This window comes from Streptomyces sp. NRRL F-2580 (assembly GCF_000720115.1).
Lineage (GTDB): Bacteria > Actinomycetota > Actinomycetes > Streptomycetales > Streptomycetaceae > Streptomyces.
On the sequence record NZ_JOIR01000004.1, the window covers coordinates 102,636 to 125,183 of the forward strand.

Sequence of the window (22,548 nt, forward strand, 5' to 3'; positions counted from 1 at the left end):
CCCGAGGAGTAGTCGTTCGATGAGCGAGCACCGCCGCAAACCGCCGCAGCCCCAGGGTGGTGGGCGGGCTTCAGCCCGCCGCGCCGCTCAGCAGCGCCCCGGCAGGGGCGCCCCGGCCGGACGGGACGTCCCCACCGCGTCGCACAGCGGCCCGTACCCGCAGGAGTCCGTGCCGGCCAGTCGTGCCGAGGCACGCCGGGCTGCCCAGAGAGGGGCCGGGGGCCGCGGACGCGGCGCCGCGAACTCAGCTCGCGGCGCGGGCCGCCCCGACAAGCGGCTGATCAACTACCCGCGGTCCGACCGGGACGGCTGGAAGCGCTTCGTGCCCTCCTGGAAGTTCGTCTCCGGCACCGCCCTGGGTTTCATCGCGGTGATCATCGCCGGTGCCGGCATCGGTATCGCCATGGTGAGCACGCCGGACCCGAACAAGGCGGCCAAGGCGCAGAACAACGTCTTCTACTGGGCCGACGGCAGCCAGATGGTGGCGACGGGCGGTTCGATGAACCGGCAGATCGTGCCCATCTCGAGCATTCCCCGGTCGATGAGGGACGCCGTGATCGCGGCGGAGAACGAGTCCTTCGAGACGGACAAGGGCGTGGACCCGATGGGCATCGCCCGCGCCGTCTGGAACATGGGCACGGGCGGCTCCACCCAGGGCGGCTCGACCATCACCCAGCAGTACGTGAAGAACACCTACCTGGACTCCGACCAGACGCTCAAGCGGAAGGCCACCGAGCTCTTCATCGCGATAAGGCTGGGCGTCTCCGAGGACAAGGACACGGTCCTCGCGGGCTACCTCAACACCGCCTACTACGGACGCGACGCCTACGGCATCCAGGCCGCGGCCCGTGCCTACTTCGGCAAGGACAGCCAGGACCTGAACCCCTCCGAGTGCGCGTTCCTGGCCTCCGTGCTCAAGGGCCCCAACCTCTACAACCCGGACGGCGGCATCGGCCCCGCGGCCACCCCCGAACTCAACGAGGACCGGGCCCGCAAGCGCTGGGCATGGGTGCTGGACCGCGAGGTCGAGGTCGGCCGGATGGACAAGACCGAGCGGGCGAAGTACACGGACAAGGACTTCCCCGCCCGCGTCGAGTCGGAGCAGGCCCGCGGCATGACCGGCCAGATCGGCTACCTGGTCGACACGGCCAAGGCGTACGTGATGAAGACCAAGGGCATCACCGTCGAGCAGATGGCCCTGGGCGGCTACCGGATCAAGACCACCTTCGAGAAGCCGAGGGTGGCGGCCCTGGCCAAGGCCGTGGCGGACGCCCGCGACGGCTTCATCGACGAGAAGAAGCGGCCCGACACCGACACCTTCGTCCAGTTCGGCGGGGCCTCCGTGGACGTCAAGTCCGGGGCGCTCGTGGCGCTGTACGGCGGCCCGGGCTGGGACCAGAAGTACTTCAGCAACAACGCCAACACCAGCGGTGTCCCGGTCGGCTCGACCTGGAAGCCGTACGTGCTCGCGGCGGCCATGCAGTACGGCACCCAGAACTCCAACGGGCGGGGCATCTCGGCCGACAGCAAGTACCAGGCCAACGACCTCACGGTGATCAACAACCGTGAGGGCAGGCCGCTGCGCGACGCCAAGGGCAACCCGTTCAGGCAGAAGAACGAGAGCCCGACCGCCTACGGATACGTCACCCTCAACGAGGCGATGGAGAAGTCCATCAACGTCCCGTTCGCCCAGCTGATCTTCGACGTCGGCCACACCAAGGTGCGGGACCTGGCCAAGTCCACCGGCATCCTCGAGGAGTCGATCAACCCGAACACGGACGCCTCCTCCGCCCTCGGCACCTCGACCCCCAGCGCCATCCGGATGGCCGACTCGTACGCCACGTTCGCCGCCTCGGGCACGCACCACGAGCCCTACTCGGTGACCGAGGTCGAGAAGGACGGCGAGAAGCTCCCCGGCTTCGAGCCGCCCAAGCCCCAGCGGGCCATGGACAACGCCGTCGCGGACAACATCACCAAGGTCCTGCAGAACGTCGTCAAGAACGGCACCGGCAAGGAGGCCAAGAAGCTCGGCCGCCCCGCCGCGGGCAAGACCGGTACGACGGACGAGAACAAGTCGGCGTGGTTCGTCGGCTACACCCCGGAGCTGTCCACCTCCGTCGTCCTCTTCCGCACCGACCCCAACTCGCCGGACCGGAAGCTGCAGTCCATGAACGGCGTGGGCGCCATCCCGTCCATCCACGGTGGTGACATCCCGGCCGAGATCTGGACCCAGTACATGCGCGAAGCGCTCAAGGACGCCCCGATCAAGGAGTTCCCGGAGCCCGACGAGGTCGGTGTCACCGCCGACTCCGCAGGTGCCCCCTCCCCCACTCCGTCGGCCCCCGCTTCGCCGTCCCCGTCCCCGTCGACGACCCCGCCGACCTCCCCGACGCCGTCCCCGAGCCCGTCGAAGGGCGGGAAGCCGTCCTGCCCGCCGTGGAAGCTGTACTGCGACCCGGACGACCCCACGCGCGGGACGACCAACGGCGGCACGAACACCGGCACCAATTCGGGGATCATCGCCGGCACCCAGGGCGGGGCCAGTGGATCGCCGTCCCCGTCGAACAGCGGCAGACCGGGCCGCCCGGGCGGCACCACCGGAGATACCACCGGCACCGTGCCGGACTGACCCGCCCCGCCGCCCCGTGAACACAGGAAGGCCGTCGCACCCGTCGTGTGGCGGCCTTCCCCCGTGCCCGGCCCCGTACGGCAGGATGACCCCCATGACCCAGGTGCACGAGGACCGTCCCGTACTGCCGACGCAGCAGGACGAGGTCGCAGCAGCCGGCAGCGAGTTCATCGGAGGCCCGCTCGGCCGCTACGCCCGGCTCGGCGGCCATTGGCTGGGGCCGGTCCGCGTCGTGGCCCTCCTCGCCATCGGCATGTTCGCGCTCGGCATGGTGCAGAAGCTGCCCTGCTACGACTGGGCGTGGTTCCGGGGAGCGGGCTCGCAGTACACCCACGCCTGCTACTCCGACATCCCGCACCTGTACGCGGTACGCGGCTTCGCCGACAACCTGACGCCCTACTTCGACCGGCTGCCCGGCGACATGGAGTACCTGGAGTACCCGGTGCTCACCGGGCTCTTCATGGAGATCGCCTCCTGGCTGACCCCCGGCAGCGGCTCCATGCAGCACCGCGAACAGATGTACTGGATGGTCAACGCGGGCATGCTGATGGCCTGCGCGGCGGTCATCGCCGTGTGTGTCGCGCGCACCCACCGCCGCCGGCCCTGGGACGCCCTGCTCTTCGCGCTCGCGCCCGCCTTCGCACTGACGGCGACGATCAACTGGGACCTGCTGGCCATCGCCCTGACCGCCGCCGGGATGCTCATGTGGTCCCGGGGGCGGACGGTCCTCTTCGGCGTCCTGATCGGCCTGGCCACCGCGGCCAAGCTCTATCCCGTCCTGCTGCTCGGGGTGCTGTTCGTGCTCTGCTGGCGGGCCGGGAAGTGGCGCGCCTTCGGCGCGGCCGTCCTGGGCGCGGCCGGGGCCTGGCTCGTGGTGAACCTGCCCGTCATGCTCTTCGCCTGGGACGGCTGGACGAAGTTCTACACCTTCAGCCAGGAACGGCCCATCGACTTCGGCTCCGTGTGGCTGCTGATCTCACAGCGCTCGGGCAACCCCCTGGAAGACGCCAACACGTACGCGACGGGGCTGACGCTCCTGCTGTGCGGGGCGATCGGCCTGCTCACCCTGACCGCCCCGCGGCGGCCCCGGTTCGCGCAGCTGGCCTTCCTGGTCGTCGCCGCCTTCATCCTGTGCAACAAGGTCTACTCGCCGCAGTACGTGCTGTGGCTCATCCCGCTCGCCGCCCTGGCCCGGCCGCGCTGGCGGGACTTCCTGATCTGGCAGGCCGGCGAGATCGTCTACTTCCTCGGGATCTGGTTCTACCTCGCCTACACGAGCAGCGGGGACAAGCACCAGGGCCTGCCCGTGGAGGGTTACCAACTGGCGATCGCCGCCCACCTGCTGGCCACCCTGTACCTGTGCGCGGTCGTCGTACGGGACATCCTGCTGCCCGAGCGGGACGTCGTACGCCGCGACGGATCGGACGACCCGTCGGGCGGTGTCCTGGACGGGGCCGAGGACGTGTTCGTGCTGTCGGACGCGGCGAGGGCGCCGCGGTACGCGGCGCCCTCGGGGGGACAGCGGGTCGACTGGGGCCTGGACCCCAAGGACTGACGGGCCGGCTCAGGCGTCGAGCACCCGGTCGAACTGCGTGGTGGTGTGGCGCAGGTGCGCCACGAGCTCGTCGCCGACCTTCGGCTCCGTCGCGTCCGAGGGCACGAACAGGATCGACACCTGCATGTGCGGCGGCTCCGCGAACCAGCGCTGCTTGCCCGCCCACACGAACGGCGACAGGTTCCGGTTCACGGTGGCCAGGCCGGCCCGGGCGACGCCCTTGGCGCGCGGCATCACGCCGTGGAGGGCCTTGGGAGCCTCCAGGCCGACGCCGTGCGAGGTACCGCCGGCGACGACGACGAGCCAGCCGTCGGAGGCGGCCTTCTGCTGGCGGTAACCGAACCGGTCGCCCTTGGCCACGCGCGTGACGTCGAGGACCGCACCGCGGTACTCGGTCGCCTCGTGGTCGCCCAGCCACAGCCGGGTGCCGATGCGGGCCCGGAAGCGGGTCTGCGGGAACTGCTGCTGGAGCCGTGCCAGCTCCTCGGCCCGCAGGTGGCTGACGAACATGGTGTGCAGCGGCAGCCGGGCCGCGCGCAGCCGGTCCATCCAGCCGATGACCTCCTCGACGGCGTCCGAGCCGTCCGGGCGGTCCAGCGGCAGGTGCAGGGCGAAGCCCTCCAGCCGGACGTCCTCGATGGCCCCGTGCAGCTGGCCCAGATCCTGCTCGGAGATGCCGTGGCGGCGCATCGAGCTCATGCACTCGATGACCACGCGGGCGCCGACCAGACCGCGGACCCCGTCCAGCGAGGACACCGAACGGATGACCCGGTCCGGCAGCGGCACCGGCTCCTCGCCCCGCCGGAACGGGGTGAGGACGAGCAGGTCGCCGCCGAACCAGTCCTTGATGCTCGCGGCCTCGTACGTCGTGCCGACGGCGAGCACGTCGGCGCCCATGCGGGTCGCCTCCTCGCACAGCCGCTCGTGGCCGAAGCCGTAACCGTTGCCCTTGCAGACCGGGATCATCCCGGGGAACTGGTCCTGGATCTGCTTCTGGTGCGCACGCCAGCGCGCGGTGTCGACGTAGAGCGTGAGCGCCATGGCCCGTCCGGCACCTTTCTCGATAACAGCGGGGGTCAGGGGATCAGCGGCGCGACATGTAGATGTCGAGCGCCTTGTGCAGCACCTTGTTGAGCGGGAAGTCCCACTCGCCGACGTACTCGACGGCCTCGCCGCCCGTGCCGACCTTGAACTGGATCAGTCCGAACAGGTGGTCGTTCTCGTCCAGCGTGTCAGAGATGCCGCGCAGGTCGTAGACGCTGGCACCGAGTGCGTAGGAGTCGCGCAGCATGCGCCACTGCATCGCGTTCGAGGGCCGGACCTCGCGCTTGTGGTTGGCGGAGGCACCGTACGAGTACCAGACGTGCTGGCCGACGGTGAGCATCGTGGCGGCGGCCAGCGGCTCCCCCTCGTGCGTGGCGATGTAGAGGCGCATCCGGTTGGGGTCCTCGGCGTTGAGGGCCGTCCACTGGCGCTGGAAGTAGCTGAGGGGGCGCGGGCGGAACTTGTCGCGCTCGGCCGTGATCTCGTACAGGTGCTGCCAGGTCGGCAGGTCGTCGTAGCCGCCCTGGACCACCTCGACGCCGGCCTTCTCGGCCTTCTTGATGTTGCGGCGCCACAGCTGGTTGAAGCCCTTGAGGACGTCGTCGAGCGAGCGGTTGGCCAGCGGCACCTGGAAGACGTAGCGGGGCTGGACGTCGCCGAATCCGGCGCCGCCGTCCTCGGCCTGCTGCCAGCCCATGCGGCGCAGCTTGTCGGACACCTCGAAGGCGCGGGGCTCGATGACCGAGGCCTCCACGTCGCGCAGGCGCTTCACGTTCGGGTCCTGGATGCCGGCCTTGATGGCGGTCGAGTTCCAGCGGCGGATGACGACGGGCGGGCCCATCTTCACGGTGAAGGCGCCCTGCTGCTTGAGGTGGGCCAGCATCGGCTGGAGCCACTCCTCCAGGTTCGGGGCGTACCAGTTGATGACCGGGCCCTCGGGGAGGTAGGCGAGGTATCGCTTCACCTTGGGCAGCTGGCGGTACAGCACGAGGGCGGCACCGACGATTTCCTCGGACTCGTTGAACCATCCGAGGTTCTCGGAACGCCACTCGTTCTTCACGTCGGCCCACGCCGGGACCTGGCAGTGGCTAGCCGAGGGCAGGCTCTGGAGGTAACCCAGATGCTGCTCTCGGCTGATGGTCCTCAGGGACAGGCTCATGCGGGGCGTCTCCTCCGGCGGCTTCGCTGGCTATGGCGCGAAGCCTACTGCGACAGGGGCGCCACCCTTCTGGGGGACGGGCCGGAGGCCCGGGCCGGGGCGGAGCCGGCGCCCTGCCGCGGAGGTGCCCCGCTCGGCCCCGTCAGCCGCCGAAGAGGCCGCCGTGGAACATGCCGAGGTAGAAGCCGATGGCAGACGCGCCAAGGCCGATGATCAGCGCGAAGCGCTCGCGTGTCGTGACGGAGACGAACTGTCCGTACGCGCCGGTCAGAATTCCGAGCAGTCCGGCCCAGGAGCTGAGCAGGTGCAGGTTGTGGAAGAAGGCCGTGACGAACGCCACGGCGCCGAGGGTCAGAGTGACCGCCATCAGGGTGTCCTGCAGCGGGTGCGGCTTGCCGTCGGTGGAGAGCAGGGAGATGGGCTGACGTTGCATGGCCTGTGCCATCGGAAGGCACCTCCTGGCTGACGCAGAGCGGTGTGCCGGGGCGGCCTCCGGCAGGGGCCGGGGGCATAGCACCGAGCACACCCGTTGGATACAGATTGGGGCCCCCTCCCGTCGGATTTCAACCGGAAGGAGTCGAGGAGGTAGTCTGTACAGCTGCGCGGTGTCTGCTCTCGGACACCGTGCGCACGCATCACGACCCTCCTGCCACGGAACGACCGTGGCCGCTGAGTCCAAAGGAGGTGGGTTCCACATGCGTCACTACGAAGTGATGGTCATCCTCGACCCCGATCTCGAGGAGCGCGCTGTCTCCCCGCTGATCGAGAACTTCCTCTCCGTCGTCCGTGAGGGCAACGGAAAGGTCGAGAAGGTCGACACCTGGGGCCGTCGTCGTCTCGCTTACGAGATCAAGAAGAAGCCCGAGGGCATCTACTCGGTCATCGACCTTCAGGCCGAGCCTGCGGTCGTCAAGGAGCTTGACCGACAGATGAACCTGAACGAGTCGGTTCTCCGGACCAAGGTCCTTCGCCCCGAGACCCACTGAACTTCGGTTCAGCGGTAATCGGGACCGAGTAGCACAGCAGCCCAGCAGCAATCCCCGCCGAGAGGTTCATCCATGGCAGGCGAGACCGTCATCACGGTCGTCGGCAATCTCGTCGACGACCCCGAGCTGCGCTTCACCCCCTCGGGTGCGGCGGTCGCGAAGTTCCGTGTCGCGTCCACCCCCCGCACCTTCGACCGCCAGACCAATGAGTGGAAGGACGGCGAAAGCCTGTTCCTGACCTGCTCGGTGTGGCGGCAGGCGGCGGAGAACGTCGCCGAGTCCCTCCAGCGAGGCATGCGCGTCATCGTGCAGGGCCGGCTGAGGCAGCGGTCGTACGAGGACCGTGAGGGTGTCAAGCGCACGGTCTACGAGCTGGACGTCGAGGAAGTCGGCCCCAGCCTGAAGAACGCCACGGCCAAGGTCACCAAGACCACCGGTCGCGGCGGTCAGGGTGGATACGGCGGCGGTGGCGGCCAGCAGCAGGGTGGCGGCGGTGGCTGGGGCGGAGCCCCCAGCGGCGGCGCCCCGCAGGGCGGCGGAGCTCCCTCCGACGACCCGTGGACGTCCAGTGCGCCGGCCGGTGGCCAGCAGCAGGGCGGCGGCGGGGGCGGCTGGGGCGGAAGCTCCGGCGGCTCCGGCGGTGGCTACTCGGACGAGCCGCCCTTCTAGGGCAGCTCGCATCCCCACTTCTTGATCACACAGGAGAGACACAATGGCGAAGCCGCCTGTGCGCAAGCCTAAGAAGAAGGTCTGCGCATTCTGCAAGGACAAGACCGCGTACGTGGACTACAAGGACACGAACATGCTGCGGAAGTTCATTTCCGACCGCGGCAAGATCCGTGCCCGCCGCGTTACCGGCAACTGCACGCAGCACCAGCGTGACGTCGCCACGGCCGTGAAGAACAGCCGTGAGATGGCGCTGCTGCCCTACACGTCCACCGCGCGATAAGGAAAGGGTGACCGACTAATGAAGATCATCCTGACCCACGAGGTCTCTGGCCTCGGCACCGCCGGCGATGTCGTCGACGTCAAGGACGGTTACGCTCGCAACTACCTGGTCCCGCGTGGTTTCGCGATCCGCTGGACCAAGGGTGGCGAGAAGGACGTGGCGCAGATCCGCCGCGCCCGCAAGATCCACGAGATCGCGACCATCGAGCAGGCCAACGAGATCAAGGCCAAGCTCGAGGGCGTGAAGGTGCGTCTGGCCACCCGTGCGGGTGACGCCGGCCGCCTCTTCGGCTCCGTGACCCCGTCCGACATCGCCACGGCGATCGAGGCTTCCGGTGGTCCGAAGGTCGACAAGCGCCGCGTTGAGCTGGGCGCCCCGATCAAGACCCTCGGTTCGTACCAGGTCTCCGTGCGTCTGCACAGCGAGGTCGCCGCGAACGTGGGCATCGAGGTCGTCGCCGCCTAAGGGCTGCGCATGAAGGGCCGTACCCCTCGGGGTGCGGCCCTTCGTGGTTTCCCGATGTTCCACGCCGATGTTTCACGTGAAACATCGGCGTGGAACCGTGGAACACGTCGGCGTGGAACCGTGGAACACGGACGACTAGCGGGTGGCCCCCGCGATCAGCCAGCGGCCCGAGCGGGCGCGCACCCTGAGCGTGACCATCCGGACCAGCATCATCAGGGTCATGGCCCACCAGAGCGTCGTGATGCCGCCGCCCAGGACCGGGACGAGGAGGGCGGCGGGGACGAACGCGGCGAGCGTCACGAGCATGGCGCGGGCCAGGTAGCGGCCGTCGCCCGCGCCCATGAGGACACCGTCGAGCACGAAGACGATGCCCGAGACGGGCTGGGACAGGGCCACGACCAGCAGGGCGGGGAGCAGGGCGGCCTCGACCGCCGGATCGCTGGTGAACAGCGGGATGAACACCGGGCGGGCCAGGACGACCAGCAGGCCGAGCACCACGCCCGAGACGATGCCCCACTGCACCATGCGGCGGCAGACGGTCTTCGCGCCTTCCGTGTCACCCGCGCCGAGGTAGCGGCCGATGATCGCCTGTCCGGCGATCGCTATGGCGTCGAGCGCGAAGGCGAGCAGGCTCCACAGGGCGAGCAGGATCTGGTGGGCGGCGATGTCGGCGTCCCCGAGCCGGGCGGCCACGGCTGTCGCGATCATCAGGATGGCGCGCAGGGACAGGGTGCGGACCAGCAGGGGTGCGCCGGCCTGGGCACAGGCCCGTATGCCCGCGGGGTCCGGGACCAGGGAGGCGCCGTGCCGACGGGCTCCGCGGACGACCACGAAGAGATACGCGGCCGCCATCGCGCACTGGGCGATGACCGTGCCCCAGGCAGAGCCGCCGATGCCGAGCCCCGCGCCGTAGACGAGGGCGGCGTTCAGGCCCACGTTGAGGGTGAAGCCGCCCACGGCGACGTAGAGCGGGGTGCGGGTGTCCTGGAGACCGCGGATGACCCCGGTGGCGGCCAGCACCATGAGCATGGGCGGGATGCCGAAGGCGGAGATGCGCAGATAGGTGATGGCGTAGGGGGCGACGGTGTCGGAGGCTCCGAAGAGGGAGATCAGCGACGGAGCCGCGGGCAGCACCACGGCGATGACGGCCACGCCGAGCAGGAGGGCGAGCCAGATCCCGTCCATGCCCTGCCGGATGGCCGCCTGCAGGTCGCCCGCGCCGACCCGGCGGGCGACGGCCGCCGTGGTGGCGTACGCGAGGAAGACGAAGACGCTCACGGCGGTAGTGAGCAGAGCGGCGGCGATGCCGAGGCCGGCGAGCTGGGGCGTGCCGAGGTGTCCCACGATGGCGCTGTCGGCCATCACGAAGAGGGGCTCGGCGACGAGCGCGCCGAAGGCGGGGACGGCAAGCGCGAAGATCTCTCGGTCGTGCCGTCGCGGCCCAGCCTCGGGTGCTGTGAGGGCCTGTGTCATGGGCTCAATCTAATCTTCCACAGGTAATGGATGCAACCCATCTGTGATCCTTACTGTGGCCCCGATGTGAGCCTTCTCCGCGACTCGTTGGAGGCGATCTCGAGACAGGGGCCAAGATTTTTCCTCCCCACCGTCTCCTGAGGGAGAAATGCCAGGTCAGGTGGGGTGAGGGGGTGGCGCGGGTGATTTTGTCCACAGCGCCGTCCCCCGGTCCGTACACAGCTTCCGGGGAGTTACCCACAGCATTGGCGCCGTCATCCACATCTCATCCACACAGCCTGTGGATAACAAGATTGGCTGACGCCGCTCCCGGCCCTACCGTGGTGCGTTGCCCGACTCGCCGACAGCCGATTCGGGTGCCCCACATGTCAGAGCCGTGTCGTAGAAAGAGTGGCACGGCAAGGTCCGCTTTGCGGACGGGAGGAGGCGGCCCGGTGAGTATGCCCGAGCCCATGGACGACCCCTGGGCCGACAGCGGTCCAGGTGACCGTCTGCCCGCCCGTTCGCGCCGTAACAGCGAAGGCCGTGGCCGCGGGGACGAACAGCACGACCGGGGCCGCGAGAGCGGCTCCTGGGATGGCGGCGGCGGTGGCGGCTTCGAGCGCGTCCCTCCGCAGGACCTCGACGCCGAGCAGTCGGTGCTCGGCGGCATGCTCCTCTCGAAGGACGCCATCGCCGACGTCGTCGAGGTCATCAAGGGCCACGACTTCTACCGGCCCTCCCACGAGACGATCTTCCAGGCCATCCTCGACCTGTACGCCAAGGGCGAGCCGGCCGACCCGATCACCGTCGGCGCCGAGCTGACCCGGCGCGGCGAGATCAGCAAGGTGGGCGGGGCCTCGTACCTGCACACCCTGGTCCAGTCCGTGCCGACCGCGGCGAACGCCGAGTACTACGCGGAGATCGTCCACGAGAGAGCCGTCCTGCGCCGCCTGGTCGCCGCCGGCACGAAGATCACGCAGATGGGCTACGCGGCCGACGGCGACGTCGACGAGATCGTCAACAGTGCCCAGGCCGAGATCTACGCCGTCACCGAGCAGCGGACCTCCGAGGACTACCTGCCGCTCGGCGACATCATGGAGGGCGCCCTCGACGAGATCGAGGCGATCGGCTCGCGCAGCGGCCAGATGTCGGGCGTTCCCACCGGTTTCACGGACCTGGACTCGTTGACCAACGGCCTGCACCCGGGGCAGATGATCGTCATCGCCGCCCGTCCCGCGATGGGCAAGTCCACGCTCGCCCTGGACTTCGCCCGGGCCTGCTCCATCAAGAGCAACCTGCCGAGCGTGATCTTCTCCCTCGAAATGGGGCGCAACGAGATCGCCATGCGCCTGCTCTCGGCAGAGGCCCGGGTGGCGCTGCACCACATGCGCTCCGGCACGATGACGGACGACGACTGGACCCGGCTGGCCCGCCGGATGCCGGACGTCTCCGCCGCCCCGCTCTACATCGACGACTCCCCCAACCTGTCGATGATGGAGATCCGGGCCAAGTGCCGCCGGCTCAAGCAGCGCAACGACCTCTCGCTCGTGGTCATCGACTACCTCCAGCTGATGCAGTCGGGCGGCTCGCGACGTCCCGAGAGCCGTCAGCAGGAGGTCTCGGACATGTCCCGAAACCTCAAGCTGCTGGCGAAGGAGCTCGAGGTCCCCGTGATCGCGCTCTCCCAGCTGAACCGTGGTCCGGAACAGCGCACCGACAAGAAGCCGATGGTCTCCGACCTGCGTGAATCGGGCTCGATCGAGCAGGACGCCGACATGGTGATCCTGCTGCACCGCGAGGACGCGTACGAGAAGGAGTCCCCCCGCGCGGGTGAGGCGGACCTGATCGTGGCCAAGCACCGTAACGGCCCCACGGCCACGATCACCGTGGCCTTCCAGGGCCACTATTCACGCTTCGTGGACATGGCCAACACGTAGCATCCGATCATGGATGATCTTTCTGAGGACCTGGAACTTCTCCCTGCCACCCGGCGGGCTCTCCGGCACCGGATCGCCGTCGCCCAGAGCGCGGGGCGGGCGCCGTCCGTCGTGGCGGCCGTGCTGCGGGGCGGTGAGGTGGTCTGGGAGGGCTCTCGGACCTCGGTCGAAGGGCACGGCCCCGACGGGAACGTCCAGTACCGGATCGGCTCGATCACCAAGACCTTCACGGCAGTTCTGGTGCTGCGCCTGCGGGACGAGGGACTGCTGAGCCTCTCGGATCCGCTGGAGAAGCACCTGCCGGGGACGGGCGCCGGCGAGGTGACCGTCGCCCAGTTGCTGGCCCACACCGGCGGACTGGCCGCCGAGACCCCCGGCGCGTGGTGGGAGCGCACCCCCGGCGCACTGCGTCCCGAGCTCTCCGACGTCCTGGGCGACGAGCCGTTCGCCCTCACCCCGGGCCGCCGCCATCACTACTCCAACCCCGGCTACACCCTGCTGGGTTCGCTGGTGGAGGCGCTGCGCGGGCAGCCCTGGGAAGAGGTGCTGCGGGCCGAGGTGCTGGAGCCCCTCGGGCTGGACCGTACGAGCGGACAGCCGCAGGCCCCGCACGCGGGCGGTTGGGCGGTGCACCCGTGGGCGGACCTGATGATGCCCGAGCCGCTGGAGGACCTGGGGCTGATGGCTCCGGCCGGACAACTGTGGTCGACGACCAGGGACCTGGCGCGGTTCGCCGACTTCCTGCTGCACGGTGACGAGCGGGTCCTGAGCGCGGAGTCCGTACGGGAGATGCGCACGCCGGCAGCGCCGCCGGAGCCCGGTCTCGCCGATCTCGGCTACGGGCTGGGGATGCAGCTGACGGCCGACGGGGACCGGAGGCTCGCGGGCCACAGCGGATCGCTGCCCGGCTTCGTCGCGGGTCTGTGGCTGAGCGAGGCGGACGACGTGGCGGCGGTGGTGCTGGCGAACTGCACCTCGGGGCTTGCGGCCGCGACGGTGGCGGCGGAACTCGTCGGGATCGTGGCGGACGCCGAGCCGCGGTTCCCGAAGCCGTGGCGGCCCTTCCTGGAGTCGGACCGGGTGCCGCTGGAGCTGTGCGGCCCCTGGTACTGGGGGACTTCGGCGCAGGTGGTGCGGCTGACGGCGGACGGGCTGCTGGAGCTGGGCCCGGTGGGCGGGTCCGGGCGCACGGCCCGGTTCCGGGCCGGGCCGGACGGCACCTGGACCGGACTGTCCGGCTATTACGCCGGTGAGACGCTGCGGGCGGTGCGCCGGGAGGACGGCTCGGTGAGCCACCTCGATCTGGCGTCCTTCGTCTTCACGCGCGAACCGTACGACGCCCAGGCCCCGGTGCCCGGCGGGGTGGACCCGCGGGGCTGGCGGGGCATCGGCTGACGGCGGCCCGGGGCCCCGGCCCCCGGCCCCGGCCCCCGGCCCCGGCCCCCGGCCCCGGGCTCAGGCGACGAGTTCGCGTTCCAGCGGGGTGCGGAAGCGCGGGGTGATCCGGGCCTCGCCCACCCATGCGGCGAGGCGGGCCGCCTCGACGGTGATCGCCTCCTCGGCGGCGCGGCCGGGACCGCCCAGCAGCCGCCAGACGATCTCGCCGTCGGAACGCTGGGCCCAGCCGCCGACGATCTCGCCGTTCCACCACACGGTGGGGCCGATGTTGCCGGCGTAGTCGAACAGTGCGGACTTGTGGGCGGGGTCGAGGTGGAACCCGCGGTCGGCCCAGCCCATGCCGGCGGGGTCGAGACCGGGCAGCAGCGCGGCCCAGGGCTCCGGGGCCGGTTCGGGTGCCGTGTCCCCGGGGCCGACGAGGGCGGTGCTGCCGTCCTCGAGGCGGACCTGGTCCGGTCCCACGGCGGCGAGTGCCGTGCGTACGTCCGTGAAGGTCCAGCCGGTCCACCACTTGAGGTCGGCCTCGGTGGCGGGGCCGTAGGCGTGGAGCCAGCGGCCGGCGATCTCCGCGCGGGCCTCGGCGGCGGGTACGGCGGGCCAGGGCTCGGTGTGCACCCAGCGGTACTGGCTGGAGGTCCACGACCCGCGCGGTCGGCCGCGCCGGATCCGGCCGTCTGCGGCCAGCAGCCGGATGACACGGGTGGCGACGCCGGTCTCCGTCTCGTACTTCTTACCCCGGCCGATGGTGATCTTCTGGCGCAGTGCGGGCACGGCGGCCGACAACTGGCTTCCGGTGGCCGGTCCGTGTACGTCGAGGGCGTTGAGCGCGGCCGCCTCCGCCTGCGCCAGCCACTGCGCGTCGAGCCCCTGACCGTCCTCGTCGAGGTGCTTGAGGAGGGTGCGGCGCTCCTTGACGGCGATGGCCCGGGCGGACGAGGCGTCGACGAAGGGGGCGAGTTCCGCCGAGACCGCGAAGAGCGTGTTGCGCATGCTGAGCAGCCGCACGAGGCTGACGTCCTCGTAGAGCGCCTGCTCGATCAGATCGGGGTCGCCTTCGGCGAGCCGGGCGCGGGCGGAGAGGAAGATCGTCGCGGCGTCGGTGGCGTGCAGGGCGACGACGGAGTCCGCTGCCTCCGCCACCGTGGCGGCCCGGGCCGAGGGAGCGAGGCGATGGCGCCGGCCGAGCCGGTGGCGGCGCTCGGCAGTGGTGACGAGGGGCGGGCTGGGGCTCATCCTCCCGATCGTAGGCCGGGCCGCCGACAGGGCGACCCGGCCCGCGGGCCGTCGTGATCAGAGCTGCAGCTTGAACCCGACGTGGGAGGCGGTGAATCCGAGCCGCTCGTAGAAACGGTGGGCGTCGGTCCGGGTCGCGTCCGAGGTCAGCTGGACGAGCGAGCAGCCCTCGGCACGGGACTTCTCCACCGCCCACTCGATGAACCGGGTGCCCAGGCCGCCACCGCGCTCGTCCGCATGGACGCGGACACCCTCGATGATGGAGCGGGTGGCCCCCTTGCGGGAGAGACCGGGGACGATCGTCAGCTGGAGGGTGCCCACGACGCGGTCCGCGCGGACGGCGACGACCAGGTGCTGGTTCGGGTCTCCGGTGAGGCGCCGCAGGGCCGCGCGGTACGGGGTGAGGTCCTGGGGGGACTCGCGGGTGGCGCCCAGCGGGTCGTCTGCCAGCATGGCGACGATGGCGGGCAGATCGGCCTCGGTGGCGGGCCGGATGGCCGGCTCGGGGGTGTCGGTCATGAAGGGTGCTTCCTCTCTCAGCCCGCTGCCACGGTGAGCGGAGCCCAGCGGCGGGTCCAGTCGCCGGGCAGGTCGGGGATGTCACGGGTCATGACGGCGTTGAAGGCCACGGAGCCGAGGCCGCGGTCCTTGAGCCAGGCGAGGAGCTCCTCGTGCCGTACGTCGACATCGGTGCGCAGCACCCGGTCCGTACCCGCGGCGAGCGCGGTGACCAGTGACTGGGCGGTGCCGGTGTCCTCGGCGATCAGCGGGCCGATGACATGGGTGTCCATGTTGGGCCAGGCGGCGGCGTAGCCGGTGAGGGTGCCGTCTCCGCTGCGGTCCTCGGCGACGATCAACTGGTCGGCGAAGGCGGGCAGCCTGGTGATCATGTGCGTACGGTCGGTGCCGAAGACCTCGGCGTCCAGACGCAGGATGCCCTGGAGGTCTCCGGCGGTGGCCGGCCGGACCAGCGGGGTGCCGTACGCACCGGAGGCGCCCTCGGGCCGGAAGGCACCCTTCAGCATCTCGGCGCGGCCCGTGGTCTTGAAGCCGAGCTCTTCGTACAACGGGCGGCCGTACGGAGTGGCGTGCAAGGTGAGGGGCACACCCTTGAGTACGTCGTCGCAGACGTGGGTCATCAGGCGTCGGCCGAGGCCCTGACGGGCGTAGCGGTCGGCGACGAGGACCATGCCGATGGCGGCGAGTTCCGGGCCGGCGCCGGTGTGGCCGTACCGGGTGACGATGCACGCGGCCGCGAGCCCCCGGCCGTCCGGGGCGTCGACGCCGTACCCCTTTCCGGCAGCGAGGAGCAGACCCCACTTGTGGTCCTCGCGGAGCCAGCCGCGATCTTCGGACAAGTCGGCGCAGCGGTGGAGATCGTCCACGGTCAGCGCCCGGATCGGCAGATCGGTGATGTGTGGTGGTGTCACCGGCTCAGACTGGATCATGGACCGGGAGCCGTCCAGAGGATTTGGGTGGAGATGTTTCACGTGAAACACGCTGTTTCACGTGAAACCAAGCCACTAGCCTCGATGGCTATGACGCTCCTGCACCTCTTCGACCTCGACGGCACGCTGATGTACGGGTCGGCCGCGCCGGTCGAGATCTCCCGCCAACTCGGCCTGAGTACCGAGATCGCCAAGCTGGAAAGGGCCTTCGGCGCGCTGGAGATCGGGCCGCACGAGTTCTCGGTGGCCGCCCACGCGCTCTGGGCCGAGCTCACGCCCGCGCATGTGCGGGCGGCGTTCGACGGGTCCCCCTGGCTCACGGGAATCCGGGACGTCTGGCAGGAGATCCGGGAGCGCGGGGACTACTGCGCGGTGATCTCCCTGTCGCCCTCCTTCTTCGTGGAGCTGCTCCTGGAGTGGGGTGCGCACGCCGCGCACGGTTCGGTCTTCCCGGAGGTGCCGTTCACCCGGCCCGTGGAGGCTGCGGGGATCCTCACGCCCGAGGGCAAGGTCACGGTGGCGGACCGGCTGTGCGAGCGGTTCGGCGTGAGCCGGGGCGACTGCGTCGCGTACGGGGACTCGGTGACCGACTCGGTGCTCTTCGACGTGGTGCCGGTGTCGGTGGCGGTCAACGCACGGCCCTATCTGGCGGAGCGCGCGACCCATGTCTACCAGGGCCGGGACCTTCGGGAGGCATACCAGCTCGTAGGGGAGGCACGCCCGGGAGTTCCGGCATCTTAGGAGGAAAGTGGGTTCGAAACGCGGATTTTCCGCGTTTCCCCACCGGCCTGTGAACCGGCTGGCACGCTGTGGAACCCCGGAACCACGGATTCACAGACCGTGGCGTGTGCAGACCGACCGAGATGCTCGAAGCGAGGCACCGCATGGACGCTCCGCCCACCAGATCGGCCAGACGCGAATCGGCCCGGATACCCGCCCAGGGCGGTGCGGCCGAGCCCTCACCGGATGCCGTGCTCATCCGTCGGAGCCTCGCGGAGATCGCCCCCATCGCCGACAAGGTCACCTCGTACTTCTACGCGCTGGTCTTCTCCGGACACCCCGAAGTGCGGGGCATGTTCCCCGCCGCCATGGACACGCAGCGCGACAGGCTGCTGAAGGCGCTGCTGACCGCCGCCGAGCACATCGACAATCCTGAGGTACTCGCCCCCTACCTGCGCCGACTGGGCACGGGGCACCGCAAGTACGGCACCATGGCCGGCCATTACCCGGTGGTCGGCGAGGCCCTGGTCGGGGCGCTGGCCCGGTACGCCACCGACAGCTGGGGGCCGGAGACCGAGGCCGCGTGGGTGCGGGCGTACACCGCGATCTCCCAGATCATGATCGACGCGGCGGCCGAGGACGAGGTGAAGGCCCCGGCGTGGTGGCACGCGGAGGTGGTCTCCCACGATCTGCGCACCTCGGACATCGCGGTGCTGACGGTCCGCCCCGACCAGCCGTACGCCTTCCTGGCCGGCCAGTACGCGAGCCTGGAGACCCCGTGGTGGCCGCGGGTCTGGCGGCACTACTCCTTCGCCTCGGCGCCCCGCGCCGACGGCCTGCTGTCCTTCCACGTCAAGGCCGTTCCCGCCGGCTGGGTATCCAACGCGCTGGTGCGCCACGCCCGCCCGGGGGACGTGCTGCGTCTCGGACCGCCGGCCGGGTCGATGGTGGTGGACCACACCACGGACAACGGGATGCTGTGCCTGGGCGGCGGCACCGGCATCGCCCCGATCAAGGCGCTCATCGAGGACGTGGCCGAGCACGGCGAGCGCCGGCCGGTGGAGGTGTTCTTCGGGGCACGCAGCGACAGCGATCTGTACGACAAGGACACGCTGCTCGGACTGCAGCGCTCGCATCCGTGGCTGTCGGTGCGCCCGGTGGTGGGCGACGGGCTGGCCGGGCAGCTGCCCCAGGCCGTGGGCGAACACGGGCCGTGGAGCTCGTACGACGCCTTCGTCTCCGGGCCGCCCGCGATGATCCGGAGCGGGGTGGACGAGCTCCTTCGGATCGGCATCCCCGGCGAGCGGATCCGCCACGACGCCGTGGAGGAACTGGTGGGCATCGCCGGCTGAGACCGGCGGGCAGGCCGCCGGTCTCGGCCGGGCTCAGCCCAGGTCGGGGGCGTGCATGGCGCGGACGCCCTCGATGTTGCCGTCGAGGTAGTGCCGCAGGGACAGCGGAACGAGATGGACGGCGGCGATGCCCACGCGGCTGAAGGGCACGCGGACGATCTCGTACTCGCCCTCGGGTTCGTCGATTTCGGGGCCGTGGCGAAGGCTCGGGTCCATCGATTCGAGGCGGCAGACGAAGAAGTGCTGCACCTTCACGCCGGTCACCCCCCTGTCGGCGATGTGCTCGACGGTGTCGACGAAGCAGGGCACCACATCGGTGATCTTCGCGCCGAGTTCTTCGTGGACCTCTCGGTGGAGGGCGTCGATGACGGTGGCGTCCGAGGACTCCACTCCCCCGCCGGGGGTGACCCAGTACGGATCGACGCCGGGCTTGGTGCGCTTGATGAGGATCAGGTCGTCACCGTCGAGCAGGATCGCGCGGGCGGTGCGTTTGACCACGGGACGTTCGGTCATGGGAGAAGAGTGGCCCACCGCTCCCCTTCTGAAACGCGCCACGGGCCGGAAAAGGGGGGGGGCTCACCAGTGCACGGCGGCGTCCACCAGCCGGTCGTGCGCCCGCGCGAGGTGGGCGAGGGCGAGGCTCCCGGTCCGCACGACCAGGAACCAGGTGCGCAGCGGCGGCACGGAGGGCTCGGCCAGGGCCACGATCCGGCCGCTGCCGAGGGCTTCCCGGCACAGGTAGCGGGGCAGGACGGCGAGCCCGGCGCCGGCCCCGACGCATTCCAGTACGGCCCGCAGATCGGGTGCGACCACGGTGGCGGCCAGGGACCGGGCAGCGGGCGGGGGTGTCGAAGACGGCGGCCCAGCAGCGGGTGACGAGCGGCAGGCTCTCGTGGACCTCCACGAGCGGGATGCCGTCGAGAGCGGCGGGGCCCTCCTCGCACAGGCGCCCCGGGTTGACGAGGGCGGCCCAGTAGGGCGCGGCGACCAGGACGTGCTCCTCGTCGCACAGGGCGGTGACGGTGAAGAGCCCGCCGCGCGGATGGGCGGTGGTGACGACGAGGTCGTGGTGACCGGCGGCGAGCCCGTCCAGGGTCGCTCCGGCGCCGGTCTCCAGGGTGGCGCGCAGGGTGTGGCCTGTCCGACGAGGGGCGCCAGGGCGGGGAGTACGCGCAGGCCGAGGAACTCGGGCCGCCCGGCGACGTGAAGGGTGCGCGACGCACCGGCGGCCTCCCGCTCGGCCTCGGTGATCCGCAGCAGGGCGTCGAGGTGCGGGGCCGCCTTGTGGGCCAGTTCGTCGCCGACGGCGGTGGGGGTGACACCGCGGGCCCGGCGGTGGAAGAGGGGCCGCCCCAACTGCCGCTCCAGGATGCGTATCTGCGAGGTCACGGCCGGCTGGGAGAGCCCCAGGAGGGCGGCGGCGCGGGTGAACGAGCCGGCCCGGTGAACGGCGACGAAGGCGCGCAGCAGGGCCAGGTCCATCGCGACACCTCTCGGCGGGGGCCTTCGACTACAAATATGCCGATAGGCCCCTGTCGTTACCGTGATGGGACTCTGACGCGGAGTCAATCAGCCTTGTCGCGTGGTTCTTCGCGCGCGGAACCCTGGGCGTCCGAGCCATGGGGGGGAGGTTCGGACCGCCCGTCCAGGGCCTGCTCAGCCGGCGCGGCCTGCGCGGTCGAGGGCCCGCAGCACGTCCGCGACCAGGTCCTCGGTGTCCTCGGCCCCGGCGGAGAAGCGGATGAACCCCTCCGGCACGGCGTCGCCGCCCCACCGTCCGCGCCGCTCCGCGGTGGACCGCACTCCACCGAAACTCGTGGCGTCCTCGACCAGGTGCAGAGCGGACATGAAGCGTTCCGCGTGGGCACGGTCGGACAGGGTGAAGGAGACCACCGAGCCGAAGCCCCGCATCTGGCGTGCGGCCGTCTTGTGCGAGGGGTCCGTGGCCAGGCCCGGGTAGCGCAGCCCGGTCACGTCGGGGCGGCCGGCCAGCGCCTCGGCGACGGCCAGGGCGTTGGCCCACTGGCGCTGCGCACGCAGCTGGATCGTGGCCAGGGAGCGGTGGGCGAGCCAGGCCTCCATCGGGCCCGCGATCGCGCCGACGATCTTGCGCCAACGCCGGACGCCCGCGGCGAGCTCCGGGTCGCGGCAGACCACGTACCCGAGCAGCAGGTCGCCGTGGCCGGTGAGGCCCTTGGTGCCGCTCGCCACGGAGAAGTCGGCCCCGAGCTCCAGGGGCCGCTGTCCGAGGGGGGTGGCGAGGGTGTTGTCGACGGCGACGAGCGTCCCGCCCCGGTGCGCCGCGTCCACGAGGCGCCGTACGTCGCACACGTCGAGCCCCGGGTTGGACGGGGTCTCGATCCACAGCAGCCGGGCTCCGTCGAGGACCGCGAGCTGGGCGTCGTCGCCGGTCGGGGCGGTGCGCACGTGGATCCCGTACGCCTCCAGCTGCTCCCGCACCAGGGGCAGTGCCTGGTAGCCGTCGTCGGGCAGGACCACGGTGTCGCCGGTGCGCGCCTGGGAGAGGAGGACGGCGGAGACGGCCGCCATGCCGGAGGCGAAGACGATGGTGTGCACCTCCTCGCCGGGGGCCTCCAGTTCCCCGATCGCCCGCTCCAGCAGGGTCCACGTGGGGTTGGTGTCGCGACCGTAGGCGTACGGGCCTTCGACGTCGCCCGGGAGGTGGAAGTGGGCGGCGAAGACCGGTCCGGGCAGGGTCGGTTCGTTCTTCACGGGCTCCGGCAGTCCGGCGCGGACCGCGCGCGTGCCGTCGCCGATCGCCTCGGCGGTTCCTTCGGGGGTTCCTTCGGGGGCGTACTCGTTCACGCGGTGTGCTCCTTCACGGCCTCGCGTACGTCGTCCAGCAGACCGGGGCTCGCCGCCTCGACCAGCTCCAGGCACTCCTCGAACCCGTCGAGGGAACCGTAGTAGGGATCCGGTACGTCGGTCTCCGCGGCCGTGGCCGCCGGATCGTAGGACCGCAGCAGCCGGATCTTGGCGGCGTGCTGCGGGGTGGGTGCGAGCGCCCGCAGGTCCCGCAGGTGCCCGGCGTCGAGCGCGATGACGAGGTCCAGGCGTTCGAACCAGGAGGCGTGGAACTGCCGGGCCCGGTGGTCCTGCTCGTATCCCGCCGCCTCCAGGACGGAGGCGGTGCGCGGGTCGGCGCCGTCGCCCTCGTGCCAGCCGCCGGTCCCGGCACTGTCCACCTCCACCAGGGCGTCGAGGCCGGCTCGCGTCACATGGGCGCGGAAGACGGACTCCGCCATGGGGGAGCGGCATATGTTGCCCGTGCAGACGAAGCAGACGCGGTACATGGGCGTCATGGAAGTCCCGTTCAGTCCTTGTCGGGCAGGACCATGTTCACGGCCCAGGAGACGATGGAGATGATCAGGGCGCCCAGGAGCGCGGTCCAGAACCCGTCGACGTGGAAGCTGAGGTCGAGCTTCGAGGCCAGCCACGAGGTCAGGAGCAGCATCAAGGCGTTCACGACGAGGGTGAACAGACCCAGGGTGAGGACGAACAGCGGCAGCGAGAGCAGCTTCACCAAGGGCTTGACGATCAGGTTCACCAGGCCGAAGACCAGTGCGACCAGGATCAGGGTGAGCGTCCGGCGGCCCAGACTGCTGCCGTCGTCGAGGGTGATGCCGGCGAGCAGCCAGACGGCGACGGCCAGGGCCGCGGCGTTGGCGAGCGTCTTGACTACGAAATTCATCATGTGTCTGATCGTGGCAGAGATGATCCCGGTGGGACATCCGCAGATCAGCGGATGCGACGGCGCTACCGAACACAAGGGGCACAACCACGATGAAAGCGTTCCGGCTTGACGAGCTCGAAGCCGAGCGGGCCGCCAACGACGGCGCCTATCTGCAGTTCCTGCGGGAGCGGCACATGTCGGTCGGGCTGTACGCGCTCGATGCCGGGCAGGTCGATCCGCAGCAGCCGCACCGCCAGGACGAGGTGTACTTCGTCGTGAGCGGACGGGCCTCGATCACGGTCGGGGAGGAGACGACCACCGTGGCGCGCGGCAGCGTCGTCTACGTCCCGGCGGGCGTCCCGCACAAGTTCCACCACATCACCGAGGACCTGAAGGTGATGGTGGTGTTCTCCCCGCCGGAGAGCTGAGCGCACCGGACGCCTGGGGGTCGCCGCTCCGGTTCCCCTAAGGGGAGGTTCAGGGGACTCCGGGGGCTCGCGGGCCCCGATCCGGGTCCGTGGACT

General features: G+C 70.6%; 22 protein-coding genes and 1 pseudogene. 11 read left to right on the plus strand and 12 right to left on the minus strand.

All coding sequences use genetic code 11. From position 1 onward, the window contains the following. Positions 1-19: 19 nt before the first annotated feature. Complete coding sequence (locus IF88_RS0105195; RefSeq protein ID WP_030707741.1) at positions 20-2,629, plus strand: transglycosylase domain-containing protein; 2,610 nt, start codon at positions 20-22, stop codon at positions 2,627-2,629. A 94-nt stretch (positions 2,630-2,723) separates the two neighbouring features. Continuing rightward, complete coding sequence (locus tag IF88_RS0105200; RefSeq protein ID WP_030707742.1) at positions 2,724-4,184, plus strand: glycosyltransferase family 87 protein; 1,461 nt, start codon at positions 2,724-2,726, stop codon at positions 4,182-4,184. 9 nt (positions 4,185-4,193) lie between these two features. On the opposite strand, the gene IF88_RS0105205 is transcribed toward IF88_RS0105200, so the two are convergent. The 3 genes from IF88_RS0105205 to IF88_RS0105215 all read right to left on the minus strand — a co-directional run bounded on the left by IF88_RS0105205 (position 4,194) and on the right by IF88_RS0105215 (position 6,832). After that, positions 4,194-5,225, minus strand: coding sequence for an alanine racemase (locus tag IF88_RS0105205; protein ID WP_030707744.1), 1,032 nt, complete (start codon positions 5,223-5,225; stop codon positions 4,194-4,196). A 43-nt stretch (positions 5,226-5,268) separates the two neighbouring features. Next, complete coding sequence (locus tag IF88_RS0105210; protein WP_030707746.1) at positions 5,269-6,387, minus strand: lipid II:glycine glycyltransferase FemX; 1,119 nt, start codon at positions 6,385-6,387, stop codon at positions 5,269-5,271. A gap of 142 nt (positions 6,388-6,529) precedes the next feature. Further along, positions 6,530-6,832 (minus strand): hypothetical protein, encoded by a 303-nt coding sequence (locus tag IF88_RS0105215; protein WP_030707747.1) that lies wholly within the window; start codon positions 6,830-6,832, stop codon positions 6,530-6,532. Between the two features lie 250 nt (positions 6,833-7,082). Here IF88_RS0105215 and rpsF point away from each other — a divergent pair, with 250 nt between their 5' ends. The 4 genes from rpsF (at position 7,083) to rplI (ending at position 8,787) form a co-directional block, all read left to right on the plus strand. Next, entirely contained in the window at positions 7,083-7,373 is a 291-nt protein-coding gene (rpsF, locus tag IF88_RS0105220) for a 30S ribosomal protein S6 (protein ID WP_004950685.1), read from the plus strand. A 72-nt stretch (positions 7,374-7,445) separates the two neighbouring features. Continuing rightward, positions 7,446-8,042, plus strand: a complete 597-nt coding sequence (locus IF88_RS0105225; RefSeq protein ID WP_030707748.1) for a single-stranded DNA-binding protein — start codon at positions 7,446-7,448, stop codon at positions 8,040-8,042. 43 nt (positions 8,043-8,085) lie between these two features. Continuing rightward, on the plus strand, positions 8,086-8,322 hold the full coding sequence (gene rpsR / locus IF88_RS0105230) for a 30S ribosomal protein S18 (RefSeq protein WP_005315025.1): 237 nt from the start codon (positions 8,086-8,088) through the stop codon (positions 8,320-8,322). Between the two features lie 18 nt (positions 8,323-8,340). Continuing rightward, on the plus strand, positions 8,341-8,787 hold the full coding sequence (gene rplI, locus IF88_RS0105235) for a 50S ribosomal protein L9 (RefSeq protein WP_030707749.1): 447 nt from the start codon (positions 8,341-8,343) through the stop codon (positions 8,785-8,787). Positions 8,788-8,922: 135 nt separating this feature from the next. On the opposite strand, the gene IF88_RS0105240 is transcribed toward rplI, so the two are convergent. Then, a complete protein-coding gene (locus IF88_RS0105240) occupies positions 8,923-10,260 on the minus strand; it encodes an MATE family efflux transporter (RefSeq protein WP_030707750.1) in 1,338 nt (445 codons plus the stop codon). Between the two features lie 452 nt (positions 10,261-10,712). Between IF88_RS0105240 and dnaB the strand changes: the two genes are divergently transcribed. Together dnaB and IF88_RS0105250 are read left to right on the plus strand one after the other, a co-directional pair. After that, entirely contained in the window at positions 10,713-12,179 is a 1,467-nt protein-coding gene (dnaB, locus tag IF88_RS0105245) for a replicative DNA helicase (protein ID WP_030707751.1), read from the plus strand. Positions 12,180-12,188: 9 nt separating this feature from the next. Then, complete coding sequence (locus IF88_RS0105250) at positions 12,189-13,574, plus strand: serine hydrolase domain-containing protein (protein WP_030707752.1); 1,386 nt, start codon at positions 12,189-12,191, stop codon at positions 13,572-13,574. A gap of 60 nt (positions 13,575-13,634) precedes the next feature. On the opposite strand, the gene IF88_RS0105255 is transcribed toward IF88_RS0105250, so the two are convergent. From IF88_RS0105255 to IF88_RS0105265, 3 genes are read right to left on the minus strand one after another with little or no spacing between them, the layout of a single operon-like run. Beyond that, positions 13,635-14,810 carry a winged helix DNA-binding domain-containing protein gene (locus IF88_RS0105255; RefSeq protein ID WP_030707753.1) on the minus strand — a complete coding sequence of 392 codons (1,176 nt, stop codon included), beginning with the start codon at positions 14,808-14,810 and terminating at the stop codon, positions 13,635-13,637. Between the two features lie 57 nt (positions 14,811-14,867). Continuing rightward, entirely contained in the window at positions 14,868-15,329 is a 462-nt protein-coding gene (locus IF88_RS0105260) for a GNAT family N-acetyltransferase (protein ID WP_030707754.1), read from the minus strand. A 17-nt stretch (positions 15,330-15,346) separates the two neighbouring features. After that, entirely contained in the window at positions 15,347-16,240 is an 894-nt protein-coding gene (locus IF88_RS0105265) for a GNAT family N-acetyltransferase (RefSeq protein WP_107050479.1), read from the minus strand. 108 nt (positions 16,241-16,348) lie between these two features. On the opposite strand from IF88_RS0105265, the gene IF88_RS0105270 reads away from it, so the two are divergent. Both IF88_RS0105270 and IF88_RS0105275 read left to right on the plus strand, forming a co-directional pair. After that, positions 16,349-16,999 carry an HAD family hydrolase gene (locus tag IF88_RS0105270; protein WP_030707756.1) on the plus strand — a complete coding sequence of 217 codons (651 nt, stop codon included), beginning with the start codon at positions 16,349-16,351 and terminating at the stop codon, positions 16,997-16,999. A 104-nt stretch (positions 17,000-17,103) separates the two neighbouring features. After that, complete coding sequence (locus tag IF88_RS0105275; protein WP_420710908.1) at positions 17,104-18,330, plus strand: globin domain-containing protein; 1,227 nt, start codon at positions 17,104-17,106, stop codon at positions 18,328-18,330. A 33-nt stretch (positions 18,331-18,363) separates the two neighbouring features. Here IF88_RS0105275 and IF88_RS0105280 read toward each other — a convergent pair whose 3' ends face one another. The 5 genes and pseudogenes from IF88_RS0105280 to IF88_RS0105300 all read right to left on the minus strand — a co-directional run bounded on the left by IF88_RS0105280 (position 18,364) and on the right by IF88_RS0105300 (position 22,045). Then, positions 18,364-18,843 (minus strand): NUDIX domain-containing protein, encoded by a 480-nt coding sequence (locus tag IF88_RS0105280; RefSeq protein WP_030707758.1) that lies wholly within the window; start codon positions 18,841-18,843, stop codon positions 18,364-18,366. A 63-nt stretch (positions 18,844-18,906) separates the two neighbouring features. Continuing rightward, positions 18,907-19,812 (minus strand): annotated as a pseudogene (locus IF88_RS40045) (LysR family transcriptional regulator). A gap of 174 nt (positions 19,813-19,986) precedes the next feature. Beyond that, positions 19,987-21,156, minus strand: a complete 1,170-nt coding sequence (locus IF88_RS0105290) for a cystathionine gamma-lyase (protein ID WP_078892727.1) — start codon at positions 21,154-21,156, stop codon at positions 19,987-19,989. Further along, positions 21,153-21,644 (minus strand): protein-tyrosine-phosphatase, encoded by a 492-nt coding sequence (locus tag IF88_RS0105295; RefSeq protein WP_030707760.1) that lies wholly within the window; start codon positions 21,642-21,644, stop codon positions 21,153-21,155. The genes IF88_RS0105290 and IF88_RS0105295 overlap by 4 nt, the downstream gene beginning before the upstream one ends. Before the next feature lie 20 nt (positions 21,645-21,664). Continuing rightward, positions 21,665-22,045, minus strand: a complete 381-nt coding sequence (locus IF88_RS0105300) for a phage holin family protein (RefSeq protein ID WP_030707761.1) — start codon at positions 22,043-22,045, stop codon at positions 21,665-21,667. Positions 22,046-22,134: 89 nt separating this feature from the next. Here IF88_RS0105300 and IF88_RS0105305 point away from each other — a divergent pair, with 89 nt between their 5' ends. Beyond that, positions 22,135-22,452: a cupin domain-containing protein gene (locus IF88_RS0105305; RefSeq protein WP_030707762.1), complete on the plus strand. Its 318-nt coding sequence runs from the start codon at positions 22,135-22,137 to the stop codon at positions 22,450-22,452. The last annotated feature ends 96 nt before the right edge of the window (positions 22,453-22,548 follow it).